The following is a 14,528-nucleotide window of genomic DNA, read 5'->3' as shown; positions in this document are numbered from 1 at the left end:
AAAGCAATTGGCCGAGAGAGGCCTTGCCATTCTTGGTTATACGGCGATCGCAATGTCAGCTTGGAGATCGAATTCAAAGGAGCTGATATGATCGATGAACGACCAGAATTGCGTACTTATTTTTGCGCGGGCCCTTAGCCCGTTCCCAGCGGGTAGAGATCCGCAAGACCCGATGAAAATAAGGGGACTCGTGGTATAAGTGGTTGTGCGCACCCGCTGTTGGGATCCCATCCGCCAGTCACGATGGTATCGCGCATCGGGTGCCTTGGTTTATAAGGAGGATTTTTATCGTGGAATTCATAAATTATCCGGCAGAAAGAGTATTTGATGCGCTCAAAAAGCACATCCTGGTTGATGGGTTTCATGTCATCGTCGACCTGCAGAAGAGCCATGGTTCTTACATTGTGGACGCAGCCAACGGGAAAGAGTATCTGGATTTTTATTCCTATTTTGCCTCGCTGCCCATCGGGCACAACCATCCCAAACTACTTAATGACGAACACTTCCTCGAGGCGCTGCGCTGGGCGGCCATCGCCAACCCGGCCAACTCCGACATCTACTGCAAAGAGTACGCGGCCTTCGTAGAGCAGTTCGCAAGCTATGTGAAACCCGCACACATGAAATACATGTTCTTTGTGGCCGGCGGCGCCCTGGCGATCGAAAACGCCCTGAAGACAGCCTTCGACTGGAAGGTCCGAAAGAACATGAAAAAGGGGATCCGGGGCGAGAAGGGGCAGCAAGTCATCCACTTCAGGGAGGCTTTCCACGGTCGCACGGGGTACACCATGTCTCTCACCAATACGGATCCGGTCAAGACCGACTATTACCCCAAGTTCAACTGGCCCCGCATCATCAATCCCAAGCTCACCTTCCCGATCACGGACCAGGTCATCCGGGATGTCGAAAAAGTCGAGCAGGAGGCCGTGCGCCAGATCAAGGCCGCCATCCGGGAAAACAAGGACGATATCGCATGTCTGGTGATCGAATCCATTCAGGGGGAGGGTGGGGACAATCACTTCCGCAAGGAGTTCTTTCAGCAGCTGCGCCAGCTGGCGGACGAGAACGAATTCCTGTTCATCTGTGACGAAATCCAGTCCGGCATGGGGATCACCGGCAAGCTGTGGGCCTATGAACACTTCGACGTTAAGCCCGATATCATCGCCTTCGGCAAGAAAGCCCAGATTTGCGGCATCATGGTAACCGACCGTATCGATGATGTGGAAAATCATGTGTTCAGGAAATCAAGCCGCATCAACTCCACCTGGGGCGGCAACCTGACCGATATGATCCGGGGCGCCAAATACGCCGAGATCATAATGGAGGACGGACTCATCGAGAATGCCCGGGATGTGGGGAAAGTTTTCCTGGAACGGCTCGACGACCTGTCCAGAATGTCAGGCGGGAAAATCACCAATGTCCGCGGCAGAGGCTTGTTCATCGCCTACGACATGACGGATGGGAAAACCAGGGACCAGTTCCGCACCCGGTGCTGGGAAAACGGGCTGGCAACGCTTTCGAGCGGAACGCGTTCGGTCCGGTTCCGCGGCTGCCTGAACGTCACCCGGACAGAAGTCGACAGGGCCATGTCCCTGATCGAAAAGTCTCTCTGACCCGAATTATTCGTGAAGTAGAACCAAACGCCGGTGAAAGGCAACAAAATTGGACGCGGATAGACGCTGGCAGGACCAGCGCGAAGCGCTGGCGCCTGCGGCGCGGCAAAAGCTCCTGCACGCCGACCAAGACCGAACGGTCAGCGTCTGTAGGCGTTTTTCCGCGTCCAAAAATTTCTTTGATCACATATTCATGAATAATCGGGGCTAAGGATGGGAGCGCTTTCGAAGCCCGGCCCACTTTGCCAATCGGTCCTCCCTCATAATCCGACAGGAGCAGGCGGCCATGAAATTCGATTTTTCCCGGATTTTCCAGATTCTCGTACGCGCGGCCGTGCTGGCCGTCGTGGTGATCGCGGGTCCCTCCGTATTTCGCGCGCAGGAGATTACCGACATTTTTCCGAATGAGGAGTACGCGGCACGACGCTCGGCGCTCATGGCGGTGATCGGCGACGGCGTCGCGATCGTGCAGGGAACCATCGAACGCCCCGGCGAGCAGCACTTCCGGCAGGGAAATCAGTTCTGTTACTTGTTCGGTCCGATCAACCAGCCGCGGGTGATCGCCGCCATCGATGGACGGAGCCGGCGGACGACGCTCTATCTGAACCGCGACCGGATGGAGCGGGCCTACGGCGTGCCGTCGCTCGCTCCCGGCGACACCTCGGCGCGGGCGGCCGGCGTCGACGCGGTCGAAGCGCGGGATTCGTTTGCGAATGCGCTCGCGCAATTCGCCACGGAAAAGCGCACCATCTTCACCCCCTTCCGGCCGGAAGTGCTGGGTGAAGCCTCGGCATCGGACGCCTCAGCCCAAGCCAATGCCACCCGGCGCGATCCGTGGGATGGACGGCCGTCGCGCGAAGATGCGTTTATCGGGAAACTCAAGGCAGTTGCCGCCGACTCGGCGGTCAGAGACCTCGATCCGCTCATCGACAAGCTGCGCGGGACGAAAGATGCCCGTGAAATCGAGGTCATTCGCGACGCTACCAGGATCGCCGGCCTTGGGATCATGGAGGCGATGAGCGATGCGCGCCCGGGGATGTACGAGTACGAGCTTCAAGCCGATGCCGATTTCGTGTTCAAGAGGTATGGATCCTATGGCGCATCCTTCAACGCGCTCATCATGGCCGGCCCGAACACCCTCTTCAGCAACTATCACAAGAACACCGCGAAGATCCAGGACGGGGACTTCGTCGAGATCGACTACAGCCCGGATTACAAAGGCTACTCCTCCGACATCACGCGCGTCTTCCCCGCAAACGGGAAGTTCACGCCGCTGCAGCGCGAAGCGTACACCATATATCTGCGGCTCTATCAGGCCCTGCTGACATCGATCAAGGTTCACACCGCGCCGCGCGACATCATCAAGGCAGCCGTGGTGAAAATGGATTCGATCATGGCGGCCTATAAGTTTACCAGCCCCGGCATCAAAGCCGCCGCAGCCGCGTTTGTGGAGCGGTATCGCAACAGCCGCTCCAACAGTCTTGGACACACTGTCGGCATGGAGGTCCATGACGTGCGGATGCCGACCGAGACGCTGGAGCCCGGAGAGATCTTCACCATCGAGCCACAGATGAACTTTCCCGACGAACACTTCGGAATCAGGCTCGAAGACATACTGCTCATCACGGCGTCCGGCTGCGAAAATCTGTCAGCGTTCGTGCCGATCGAGATCCAGACCATCGAGAATTTGATGAAGGAGCGGGGACTCAGCGATGCGGCGAGGAAGTGGCCGGGCCGGCAATAGGCACCTGGAAAGTCAAAACTGCCGGCCCCTGGGGCTAGCGGGCCGCCTGGCGCCAGCCCCAGAGGCCGGCGAGCAAGAAGGGAACTGCAATGGCGATTACGGCCAGGCGTCCCAGCCACGGACTGGTAATGCAGAAACCGACGCTTCCGACAGTCACTTGAAAGCCAGCCGGTACATGATCGGCACTACAAGATGGTCCATCGATAGGTGAGCGGCATTGGCTGGATAGGACCAAAACCGGCCAGATCGAACGACGTAACAATCTTGAGATCGCCAAAAATCATTGAAGGTACTCGCCATGAGTACGCGCAGGTTCCGCCTCAGCCATACTGGAAGCTGCCGGTGGCCACCACTTGGTCGCCTTTGTAGATGACAAACTTCGGGGGATTACCCCGGTCTGGGTTGATGACCGCGTACTGTTCACCCGCCGCTCCCGTCAAGATATAGCGCAGCCGCAGCATGTTTCCGTTCCGGTCTGCGGTGACGTAGCTGACAAAAGGAGCACCCACTCTCAAGCGGTAAGGAGCGCCTGTGGTCACGACAAACGGCGAGGTTTCAGATGAGCTTGCGAGCGCCGGTTTGTCGGGAGCAGGCTGCAGGTAGAGTCCTCGGATTCGATAATTGTCCGCCGGCAGAGGAATAGTGTGACTCGGAGAGTCCAAAATGACGAGTCGTCGGTCCCCTTGAAGGAGCAGGCGCCGGACAAATTGCCCGTCCAGGGTCAACTCTGCCATAGGAGAGGTGATCTGCGCAAACGTGACGGTGAGCGGCGAATCTCCGGATGCTGCTTTAAACGCAAAGCCCAGCTGATACTCATGCCCTTCCAAAAACAGGTTTTTGGGAACCGGCATGGGGCTGTACGGGATTCCCTTGGGTTCGCCCTCGCGCGCGACGGGCGTGAACAGGAATTTGTCCTGGGCATCCAATTGGCCGTCGAGGTTATCCTGCACCTGGAATTGCCATTTCTGGCCCTGAAGTTCGACCTCACCCGCATAGGACGATCTTATTCCAATATAGCTTGAATTCTCACCGAGGAAATAGAACGGTTCCAGCAGGTAGGAGCGATTGACTCCGCCGCTGCTGAAAGAGAGCCGGACACCTTTGAAGAAGGAAAGAAGGATGCTGCTGCGCATGTTTTCCGATCTGTAGACGCCCCGAGGATCATCCGTCAAGTCCAGGTTTTGATTCAGATCCAGATAAAGAGTGTGGCTGGTGAGATTGACGGCGAAGCCTACGAAGTCGCCCGGATTGGGACCAACCTTAAGCGCCCGGCGCACAATCTTGTCGTCTGTTCCGAAATTCGGCTCTTTGCGAAATTTCACTTCCTGCTGGCCCGGATCGATCTTTGTAATCAGTCCACTTGTTTCCAGGTATTTGAGAGTAAATGAGAAAGTCGCGGCTTTGGCCGCCGTTTGAGCGGGGGCAGGAACCCGCAATGAGCCCAGCCCCGCAATTAATACCAGGAGGCAACTTGGGAGCAGGATAGAAATGTGAAGCTTGCGCAAACGACCGAGCCGAACCTTTGCAGTTATGGCATCCATGGTCGTGACCCCCTATGGAGGTTTTGAGGTGTGTTGCTACTCTGACTTTCCTATATTGTAGATCGCGGCCGACTTGAAGTGCAAACAAAAGGAAGATCACTGGCGGAGATCCTGAACCGCTTTAGCCCGGATCATTCATGAATATGCGATCCAAAGAAATTTTTGGACACTGAAAAACGCTGGCGCCTGCGGCGCGGCAAAAGCCTCTGCCAGCGTTTATCCGCGTCCAATCTTGTCGCCTTTCATCGGCGTTTGGTTCTGCTTCACAAATAATTCGGATTAGGTGGACAACGCGGCTTCGGACTTGCTCGGGACACTTTCACAAATCAGTCATCTGCCCCTGGCAGTGGACGACGGCTTGCAGTATTTGTCTGGTCTCTAATAGAGCGGACGCCGGAATCCTGCGAGATTGACCGTGCCGCGCGCCCGAGCTGTCAGCGGTCCTGAATGACGGCGATCTGGGCCGGGTCCAGATCGTAGCCCTCTTCCCTCCCGATTGCCATCGCCAGGGACCTCAGTGCCTCGGCCTCGGAATCGCCGGATTTCGGGGTGTGCTTCGGAATCGGCCGCCTGATGACCTCGGCGCCGATCTGGATGTAGACCTCCCAGCATTTCTTCTGTTTGTCCCATTCGACTTTGGCATTGTCTGCTCGCAACATAGCCAAACTCCTTTCACCGGTTCATATCCTTGCCTTTATCGAGAAGCACCCTGGCACTTGTGGGGATATCGGTTTTTTCTGCAGCGCCCCGATTGATAAGCTGAGGCAAGTTGAGGCCCGTCGGGTGCGTCTTCTCGAAGGCCTCCGCCCTGTCGATCCATGCCCTGACCGTAAGCTCCATTTTGTCGGGGAGCGCCAACAGGATGCTGTTGCCCGAGGATGCACATTTCACGACGTGCAGTTCCGGAAAAACCGAGGCATAGGTCTTCAGCATGTCGGTGTAATCCGCCTCTGCATCCCATAGGTTGGCGCACACTACGCCCCCGTCAGCCAGGCGATCCCGGACGGCCTTCAGAAACTCCTGCGTTGCCAGCCTGTATGGGATCGACGTGGCGCTGAAGGCATCCAGGAAAATGATGTCGTACTTGTCCTTCGAATTCTCAATGAATTGACGACCGTCGCCCAGATGAACGATCTGGCGATCATCTTCCTTGAAGAAAAAGAATCTGGTGGCGACATCACGGATTTCAGGATCGAGTTCCGCCGTCTCGATGGTGGCGTCGTTCAGAAGCCTGTGGAGGTAGCGCTGCATGCACGCCCCGCCCAGTCCGACGATCAGGATGCGTTTGATCTTGGGCACCATGGGCAAGACGGTCATGATGTGCCGGGCGTACGAAAGCGTCAGCTCGTCGTGGTCGGCGAGGTTCATCTCCGACTGGATGGCGTCCGTGCCATCGAACCTGCCGTCGAAGATCAGCTGGCGATACCCGTTGGGGGTGTCCTGTACCGTGATGAACTGGTACTGGCTTCTGACCTCGTAGACGACCTGGTATTCCTGCGCCCTTAGAGGGAGGGAGAGGATGGCACTCAGTGTCAGGGTGAACAACAGCCGGCGGATGAGCGTAGCGGGAATCATGTATTTGCCCGAAAAAGAAACCGGAACCGCGCCTGACAAAAAGGCCGATGATCTGCAACCGATCGTGCAGATGAAAATTGAGTGCTCAAACGAGCGTGCTCGATTCGCGGCCGATTATTATGCCTTGCCTGCTTTCTGAGAGTTTCCCAAGTAAGGTTGACTGAATTCTCCGCAGCCGCCTCACTCCAAATCTTACCCCAAACCCTCACCTTCCGTGCGGCTCCCACGGCATTTCGGCAAGCATTTCTACTTGGTGACTGACTTCTGTTTCGGGAGAAAGAACAAAACGAGTCCAACAATGAGAATCCCGGCGCCGACGACCGTGCCGATGATATGCTTGGGACCAAAACCCACCCCATAGATGTGTAGCGGGCTCGCCAGCAGCATAAAAGCCACTATCAGCACTCCCAACACAATCAATGCGAAGCCCCATCTCCTGGTTTGCATGTTCTTCTCCTTTGATGCTAATCCAAGAAATTATGAGTAAACACTCTTGTCCAAATTAACCTTTTCAGGTCAAACATCCTGGCCGGGGTCTGACCCGGCGTGCGAAACAGGGAGACGGCCCGACCTTCTTGGGGTCAAACTGAATTTGTCGAATAGGAAAATACCCAAGGTCGTCCGACCATGACGGGATTTTGTGGCCATCTTCTCCCAATTGTTACCAATTTTTTTCCAGAATGGAATTTGATGGACAGTCCGAATTGACCGCGTTTCGGATCAAATTCCGGGTGCGGCCGCCGTTCGGGTTGTGAGATAAGATGTTGTGTGAACTTCGGCCGGCCGCTCCAGGGCCGCCCCATCGACCGCAGCGTCGATTATACATCGGATTCTGTGCTCAAACTCGAGTTTTGCGCACACCCCTGCCCAGGTGTACCGGGACGGAATGCCGGCCCTGCCATTCGCTCACGGAGTCATGTTACCTTCCCGGCCTCCAAGAACTGGTCAGGCTGGCCGAAGACACTCTCAGACTCCCGGAACTCGCTTGAGGTAACCCGCATGCCCGATCCCAGTCGCTTCTACCGTTTTCTCCTCAAGTGGGAAAAAACCAAGATCAGGTACATCTCCATCTCGTGACTGCGGCGAATCCCTTGGGATATCGAATCCGGCTGCCGCGCTGAGGACCCACCTCCCTGTCCTCGACCTCTCGGGAGGCCCTTTCGGCGCCGCGTGCCAGTTTCCGAGTACACAACCATGTGACCGAAAGCGATGGCCGCGTAACTTCCCAGGTCGGGGCTTCCGGTCCGTGAGGCGTATAGAGGGCAGCTGCTAAGTTCTCGATTGGGGCGCTGTTTCTTTCCGGACGGCACAAGACGTTTGAGTTCTTCGGACCAGTTCTGGACGAAGATCATTTCGGTGATGGGGACGGAGCCAGCGGACGTGCGTCGTTCAGTCGTAGGTCACGCGTGGGGGACGCTGGGATCGGGAGCGGCGTGGAAATGGTGGGAGCGGTGCTCCTCACCCGCGCGCTGGCGACGATCGCGTTCGACGTGCCGTGGGGCGGGACTCTGCGCTGGGGCAGCGCGGCGACTGGACTCAGCCCTTGTTCAGGCCCTGCAGCAGGCTCTGCAGGTTGAGGGTGCTGGCCTGTCCCCGAATCTGTTCCTGCACCCGCGGGTAGATCGTTTTCGCTTCGTCCTGGAACTGGACGAATAGCGCCCGTAAATCGGCCACGTTGAGCCGGCGCCCTTGAGCGTAGTACTGCTCTGCCACGTGGCCCAGGGCGTAGGTCGCCGAGAACGTGATTATGGCGCCGGTGGCAATCCTGGTCACCCCACCTACCATCCCACCTAGCAGACCGCCCGCCAGCCCGCCGATCAGTCTCATCGCCACGCTCTCCAGACTCTGCGCCGCGGCGCCAAGACCAAAGGTGGCGGCGAGGTCTTTGACCTGGTTGATGTCCAGCTTCTGTCCGTGGCGCTGGCCAATCTGGTACACCATGCGCAGCTGGAGTGGCAGGACGGCGATGTTGGCTAGTCGGTCCGGCAGGACCTCGATCGCTCCCGTGAGGATGGCCTGCTGGAGGATGAACTCGTCCACCGGCCCAGCAGGCGGCTTGCCGGTGCGCACCTCGGCGACGGGCGCATCCGCCATGGCATTAGCCATGCGGGTCGCATCGGCAACGTCGGCGTCGCTGAAACCCAGGGCCGTGCGCAGCTCGTTGAGGAACGCCTGCTCTGACGCGTTGGCCGAGCCGTCGGCGTTGATGACGGCCAGCGCACCTTCGTACGCCGCTCGGCGGGCCTCGTCATCCGACAGGCGAGAGACCAAGTCAACGACAAGCAATTGCCCGGCGGCGACCTGTTGCGCGAGGCGGATTACATCGGGATTCCCGGTGCGGGCAACGACGACATCAATCGCGCGCTGCTCGGCACTATCCACGGTGCCGTCAGCACGAGCAGCCAGCATAGCGATGGCGATCAGCGGAGCCTGGTCGATGGTTTTCATGTCGGAATCATAGCATGGGTGGGGGATAGTCGAAATAAGACGCTTTTTTGGAGCAAAATTCTCCTGCGAGTGCTGCCTTTGAGCTTCTGATGAGGAGGCAATCTGTCAACTTTCTCTTGCCGTGCCTGTGAGATCGATCATGACTCAAAACGCTGCTGCAAAATGGAGGGTTTAGGCAAATTACCAGCAGATGGTGCGGATGGTCTTCCTGCTCAGAGATAATCAACCCGAGCCCTCGCCGGCGCGGCGGTAAGTGACATCGTACTGGGCATGGACGTCGATGAGGCCGGACCGCCGCGGAAGTCGTCTGCCGACCGCGGGAATATGTTCCAGAACAGGACAAATGAGGCTCGCAATTTGCGTCTCGCGGGTTCACATCCCTGATATGATCAGGCTGTGGATGCTTCGCTCCGCAAAGAACACTCCGTTCGGAATGACAGGCATTAGTGACATGGATTATGGCGGACCCGGTTGTGATTGTGGATTATGACCTGCGTTGGGCGGCAATGTTCGCAGAAGAAAAGGCGCGCATTCTTGAGGCACTCGATGGACTGGATGTAGCGGTTGAGCACGTTGGCAGCACATCCGTGCCGGGATTGGCGGCCAAGCCGATCATTGACATTATGGTAGTCGTGCCAGACCCTGCGACGGGAGAGAAAACAATCGCACCGCTTACTGTGCTTGGCTATGATTATCATGGTGAGCTGGGCATCCCCGGCCGCTTTTATTTTGCTAAGGGTCGCCCTCGCAAGCACCATCTGCATATGTATCCGCGCTGTCATCCCGAGATCGCGAGGCTTCTCCTCTTTCGCGATTACCTTCGCGCCAATCCCGACGCGGCACACGAATATGCCAAATTGAAACGCGCCTTGGCGGAAAAATTCCGTGATGACCGTGAAGCGTATACGGAAGCCAAGAACGATTTCATCAGATCTATCGAAGCAAAAGCGCACCTGCTCAGCGATGTTTCCGAGAATAGCGGTTGTTACCTATGACGTGCCGCCTCACGAAATTCTCCAGCACCGGCGTGCTCGTTTACAGCCTGCGATTTGGTGCTGATTTTCTAATTAAAATCATTTACGGCAGTAGAATGCGAGTCCCAGGCTAGTAGCGCATTATACGGACAAACGGCGCATCTAATCACTGCAGTTTTCGTGTTGACATTCGACCCGAACAACCCCATACTCCTGTCGTATGGCTACCCAAGAGAAGGAACGACTGACTATTTTGCAGGGCACTCTCGACTTGCTGATTCTGCGCATCCTGATCCTCGGCCCGCAGCATGGCCAGGGGATTGCCAGCGCAATTCAATCCCAAAGTGATGATGTGCTTCTGGTAGACCACGGTTCCCTGTATCCGGCGCTCCAGCGTCTCGAAGACCGAGGCTGGGTCGCCGCAGAATGGGGCGCCTCGGACAACAACCGGAAGGCGCGCTTCTATACCTTGACGAAACAAGGTCGAAAGCATCTCGCCCGACAAACCAGCCAGTGGCGACGCATGTCGAAAGCAATTGGGAGGATTCTCGGACCCGAACCAGCGGAGGGATAATTCGCTATGTTTGGCCGTAAGAAGCGTCGACTTTCCGATATCGACTCAGAGATCAAATCTCATTTGGATCTGGCAACCGAGCAATTCCACGAGCAGGGCCTCGACGAGCGTGAGGCTCGCTATGCGGCGTTGCGCCAATTCGGCAATGTCACGATCGCCCGGGAACGCCTTTACGAAGCCAGGCGATGGCGATGGTTGGACGACCTCGGCTCCGAATTACGTCACGCACTAAAGAATCTCATCCAGACTCCGCGCTTCACGCTTCCGGCTGTGCTCACGCTCGCCCTGGGGTTGGGCGGCGCCATGACGTTCTACAGTGCTTTTCATTCCGTGTTTCTGCGCGCGCTGCCCTTTCCCGGCGCGGACCGGATCTATCGCCTGGTGACAAATACACCCACGGGACCGAATCCTTGGCCCACCGTCGGCCTGACAATGGAGCTGGGGAAATTGTCACCCGATGTGGAACGCGTTGGTTTGCTGGAAGGATTGATTCAGTCTTACTGGATCCTGGATGACGGCAGCAGCGTTCCAGTGCAGGCCTTGTCATTTGATGCCGGAATCCAGGATATGGCGGGCTTGAAGCCTGCATTCGGATCACTCTTTCAGGATGATGCCTTCGCGACAGGCAATGGCGTGATCCTGAGTCATCGTTTCTGGAAGAGCAGACTTGGAAGTGATCCGACTGTCGTGGGACGCACCCTGAACATCCAAAACATACGCCGGCCCATTCTGGGCGTGCTCTCAGAGGGAGCGGAAGTGCCCTTGAGCCCGGAAGCAGATGTTTACCTGCCCATCAAAACGCTCACGAGCCAACAGGAAATCGACGGCACTACCTGCACGGCTCTTTTGCGCCTGCGAAGCGGAATCCGGCCGGAGGCTGTGCTGTCCCGCTTTCTGGCAGCGGCTCAAAACTTGAGTCAACGATCAGGATTTCAGGAACACCCCGATCTTCAATCGCTTCGCAAGGCGATGGCCGCGGATGCGGATTTGCGCTTCTTCGTTGTCTGCGGCGCAGCTGCCCTTTTTCTGCTGCTGGCAACGGCGAATGTCGCATGCCTGTTTCTGGCGAGAGCAGCCGAAAGAGCCTGGGAGACTTCCGTGCGGCTTTGCCTCGGCGCTCCGGCCTTGTCGCTGTTCCGCAAATTCCTGGCAGAAGGGCTGGTAGTGGCCTTGGTTTCTGCCGGTTTCGGCTTCTGGCTCAACATGGCCTTGGCGGGTTCGCTGCGCGCCTGGCTGCCGGGCGGCGAGTCCCTGCCCGGACTGAATGGCACTTGGGATCACCTGGGTGTGGCATCGTTTGGGCTTGGCTTGGTCATCCTGATCACGCTGCTCTTGGGCCTGATTCCCATGCTTCAGATTCGGCGCCTGGATCTGTCGCTTGCCATCCAGGAAGGGCACCGCATCCAAGGTGTTCGCACCAAAGGAAGAACAGCTTTGGTAGTCGTACAGATGACCCTGGCCACGCTGATGCTTTGTGCCACGGCTCTGCTGGGGCGGAGTCTGTGGGCCATGTCTCACCGTCCCTTGGGATTCAAGGCGGAAAAACTGGCCATGGTGAGGCTGCTTTACGACCACCGGCCCAAGCTGGGGCAACGCTGGGAAAACCCCGCCTTTTTGCCCGCTTTGCGCGCTCGATCCGGCATCCAGAGCGCGGCGCTTACGAATGGATTTGGGGGCGTTTCGGGCATGAGCCTGTTGAGTGTGAGCGGCAGAGCCGCGCACATCGGCGATGACGGACATGAGCTTGGGCATTTTCCATTGCTAGTCGTTTCCCTGAGCCCTCAGGCTCTTGAAACTTTGGGTGTTTCACTCATCCAAGGGCGCGATTTCACGGCGGAAGATGCGCAAAACCGAGTTTGCATTCTGAATCGGGAGGCCGAGCGCCTTGCAGGTCTGGCGAGCGGGAAGGCTGCAGGTCAGAAGCTTTACTTGGGCAAAGTGCCCATGGAAATCATTGGCGTCACACCCGATGTCCATCTTTTTCAGGATGACGGATCTGCCGCGCCTATGCTTTTCCAGCTCCTGAATACCTTCCCTCCCGACGCGCTTTTTGTGCGCTCCACGCTTTCCAAAAAAGATCTCGAAGCCACCATTTCGTCGGTCATGCGCGAAACCTTCCCGGGGGTGAAGCCCGGCAGCGTTGATGAATTGAGCGAGATGCGCGGCGAGCAATCGCTTCCGCATCGCCAGATCATCGCCATGCTCGCCGTCTTCGGGGGCACAGCCATCCTGCTGGCTGCGCTGGGCCTTTCGGCCCTGCTTTCCGACAGCGTCTCCCGGCGCAGGCGCGAGCTGGGCATCCGCGCCACTCTGGGAGCGACATCCAAACGCCTGATCGGCCAGGTCATGCTTCAGGGACTTTGGCGCACGGGGCTGGGCGTGGGACTTGGCCTTGCCGCCGCGCTGGCCTCAGGCCGCTACCTGAAAAACCTGCTTTTCGGCATCCGCGCCAACGATCCAAAGACACTAGCCGCAGTCGCATCGCTGCTGCTGTTCCTGGGATTGGTATCTTCCCTCATCCCCGCCCTCCGCGCCGCATCCATCGATCCGGCGAAGGCGCTGAGGGAGGAATGACGCGCCGCGCTTTTCATCCCATCCACCCCATTCATCCCCGGCCAAAAGCTTTTTCGCCGGGGATAGACGAGATGAAGGGGATAAAGACGAAAAGCAGATCTCTTGGCTGCGACATTGGGAAGATATTTAGACGAATTTCTTGACTGACACGTATTCATTCGCTCAGATTTGCGGAGGACAATATGCTACAGGCTTGAGGCGCTCGCTGTGTCAATGCGTATAGTGGGGTTACCGGACAAATCCCGCCTCTGTAGCTTCCCCAGTGAGATTTCGCTAGGGTTACACTAACGCACTGGCGGCCCCATTCCCAACATCGAGTGCAAGTTGTGATCACTCAAGAACTTCTCTGCAGCAGGCCCATTCTTGTATCCATTCTGCTTGAGAACGTTTAGGTACTCTTCAAGCAGTCGCCCTGATTTGCTGTCCGAATGGTTGGCGAGAAATAGATCGTAGCTTCTCCTTACGTGTGGAACTAGGGCTCCATCATCCTCGAAGACTCTCGAGTTATCCAGTCCAGTCAGATAGGTGCGTAAATAAATCTGGTACCACCATGAAGCATCATCCTTCCCAACAAAACTGGGATAGGTCGCCAGGAACCTTTCCCAGTTGGCTACCCGTTCTGCAAGCGCATCCCACGAGATTGTCAAACCGGCGTCACTTGAAAAACCAGCATGTTGCTCCGACCTTCGTAGATTCAGATATTCCCGCATGCCTGACGTCACCAGTCCGCCATAAGTCGTTAGGAGATAGTCCATGCTCTCGTCTACAAAAGGAGTGCCCTCATCGAACAACAGATCATATCCCTGAAGCTGAAGGGCCGCGCGCAAGGAAGATGTCGCGACTTCGTTCGATTCAACGCGCTCTACTGCAGGGACTTCTGCAAGTTGTTTCGTAAAAGTGTCTGCGCGCGCCATTTGATCTCTGCGGAAGCTGAGGAATGCTGCGTCCGCAGCGCTTGTCGATGCCACTGAGCGCATTTGCTTGATGGTCCGCGAAGTACGTTGCTCAAATGCTGGGAATTGGGATTTCAGCTGTTTGAGAATCCCGCCAATGGCATCTTGCTGTGATGTCAACGATTGATATTCCTCGAGCGCAGTACCAGTTGAATTTGTGCCAGTTTGGCCGAGTTCTTGATTCCTCTTAGCGGTACACGCCGCAAATTGAAGTACAATCAGAAGAGCGACAATTCGCCTGAAAGCGCGATCGTCTGGTTGCATTCCACACCTCGAATCACGCTCAGAAGGCACATAGGAAGGACAAGCTGGCTACTGTTCTCACCCTCCGGGCGCACCCCCCTGCAGGCAGGTCCCTCCGCTGCTGATAAGATGCGATATGCCAACTAAGCCGCAACTAGGAGTCCGTCCGAGAATTGCGGTTTGAAGGCATATTGTCGCCCTGGAGCTGCCTTATGCAGCGATCCGCCAGTCAGTCGAACATGTCAGATTGCAGAATGTAATTTTGCGTCACTCGCGGTGTGGACTGTGAGTT

General features: G+C 57.0%; 11 protein-coding genes. 5 read left to right on the top strand and 6 right to left on the bottom strand.

Annotated features, from left to right (window positions below):
* Window positions 1–299 precede the first annotated feature (299 nt).
* Both lat and LAP85_28230 read left to right on the top strand, forming a co-directional pair.
* A complete protein-coding gene (gene lat, locus LAP85_28235; GenBank protein MBZ5500301.1) occupies window positions 300–1,610 on the top strand; it encodes an L-lysine 6-transaminase in 1,311 nt (436 codons plus the stop codon).
* 316 nt (window positions 1,611–1,926) lie between these two features.
* Complete coding sequence (locus tag LAP85_28230) at window positions 1,927–3,354, top strand: aminopeptidase P N-terminal domain-containing protein (protein ID MBZ5500300.1); 1,428 nt, start codon at window positions 1,927–1,929, stop codon at window positions 3,352–3,354.
* 320 nt (window positions 3,355–3,674) lie between these two features.
* On the opposite strand, the gene LAP85_28225 is transcribed toward LAP85_28230, so the two are convergent.
* The 5 genes from LAP85_28225 to LAP85_28205 all read right to left on the bottom strand — a co-directional run bounded on the left by LAP85_28225 (window position 3,675) and on the right by LAP85_28205 (window position 9,020).
* Window positions 3,675–4,895 carry a hypothetical protein gene (locus tag LAP85_28225; protein MBZ5500299.1) on the bottom strand — a complete coding sequence of 407 codons (1,221 nt, stop codon included), beginning with the start codon at window positions 4,893–4,895 and terminating at the stop codon, window positions 3,675–3,677.
* Between the two features lie 434 nt (window positions 4,896–5,329).
* Window positions 5,330–5,554, bottom strand: a complete 225-nt coding sequence (locus LAP85_28220; GenBank protein MBZ5500298.1) for a hypothetical protein — start codon at window positions 5,552–5,554, stop codon at window positions 5,330–5,332.
* Between the two features lie 13 nt (window positions 5,555–5,567).
* The gene (locus LAP85_28215; protein MBZ5500297.1) at window positions 5,568–6,509 is read right to left on the bottom strand and encodes a fused MFS/spermidine synthase; all 942 of its coding nucleotides are present in this window, start codon (window positions 6,507–6,509) and stop codon (window positions 5,568–5,570) included.
* 207 nt (window positions 6,510–6,716) lie between these two features.
* Window positions 6,717–6,917 (bottom strand): hypothetical protein, encoded by a 201-nt coding sequence (locus LAP85_28210; GenBank protein MBZ5500296.1) that lies wholly within the window; start codon window positions 6,915–6,917, stop codon window positions 6,717–6,719.
* A 1,089-nt stretch (window positions 6,918–8,006) separates the two neighbouring features.
* Window positions 8,007–9,020, bottom strand: coding sequence for a DUF533 domain-containing protein (locus LAP85_28205; GenBank protein MBZ5500295.1), 1,014 nt, complete (start codon window positions 9,018–9,020; stop codon window positions 8,007–8,009).
* Between the two features lie 356 nt (window positions 9,021–9,376).
* On the opposite strand from LAP85_28205, the gene LAP85_28200 reads away from it, so the two are divergent.
* The 3 genes from LAP85_28200 to LAP85_28190 all read left to right on the top strand — a co-directional run bounded on the left by LAP85_28200 (window position 9,377) and on the right by LAP85_28190 (window position 13,040).
* Complete coding sequence (locus tag LAP85_28200) at window positions 9,377–9,913, top strand: GrpB family protein (GenBank protein ID MBZ5500294.1); 537 nt, start codon at window positions 9,377–9,379, stop codon at window positions 9,911–9,913.
* A 199-nt stretch (window positions 9,914–10,112) separates the two neighbouring features.
* Complete coding sequence (locus LAP85_28195; protein ID MBZ5500293.1) at window positions 10,113–10,466, top strand: PadR family transcriptional regulator; 354 nt, start codon at window positions 10,113–10,115, stop codon at window positions 10,464–10,466.
* Between the two features lie 6 nt (window positions 10,467–10,472).
* Complete coding sequence (locus tag LAP85_28190) at window positions 10,473–13,040, top strand: ABC transporter permease (GenBank protein ID MBZ5500292.1); 2,568 nt, start codon at window positions 10,473–10,475, stop codon at window positions 13,038–13,040.
* 284 nt (window positions 13,041–13,324) lie between these two features.
* On the opposite strand, the gene LAP85_28185 is transcribed toward LAP85_28190, so the two are convergent.
* Entirely contained in the window at window positions 13,325–14,257 is a 933-nt protein-coding gene (locus LAP85_28185) for a hypothetical protein (protein MBZ5500291.1), read from the bottom strand.
* Window positions 14,258–14,528 lie beyond the last annotated feature (271 nt).

Source organism: Terriglobia bacterium, from assembly GCA_020072565.1.
Lineage (GTDB): Bacteria > Acidobacteriota > UBA6911 > UBA6911 > UBA6911 > JAFNAG01.
This window is presented reverse-complemented; position numbering and strand designations above follow the sequence as displayed.

Excerpts from the sequence above, each read along its gene's own strand:
- LAP85_28190 (MBZ5500292.1), top strand. The coding sequence starts at position 10,473 with ATGTTTGGCCGTAAGAAGCGTCGACTTTCCGATATCGACTCAGAGATC.
- LAP85_28220 (MBZ5500298.1), bottom strand. The coding sequence starts at position 5,554 with ATGTTGCGAGCAGACAATGCCAAAGTCGAATGGGACAAACAGAAGAAA.
- LAP85_28185 (MBZ5500291.1), bottom strand. The coding sequence starts at position 14,257 with ATGCAACCAGACGATCGCGCTTTCAGGCGAATTGTCGCTCTTCTGATT.
- LAP85_28225 (MBZ5500299.1), bottom strand. The coding sequence starts at position 4,895 with ATGGATGCCATAACTGCAAAGGTTCGGCTCGGTCGTTTGCGCAAGCTT.
- LAP85_28200 (MBZ5500294.1), top strand. The coding sequence starts at position 9,377 with ATGGCGGACCCGGTTGTGATTGTGGATTATGACCTGCGTTGGGCGGCA.
- LAP85_28210 (MBZ5500296.1), bottom strand. The coding sequence starts at position 6,917 with ATGCAAACCAGGAGATGGGGCTTCGCATTGATTGTGTTGGGAGTGCTG.
- LAP85_28195 (MBZ5500293.1), top strand. The coding sequence starts at position 10,113 with ATGGCTACCCAAGAGAAGGAACGACTGACTATTTTGCAGGGCACTCTC.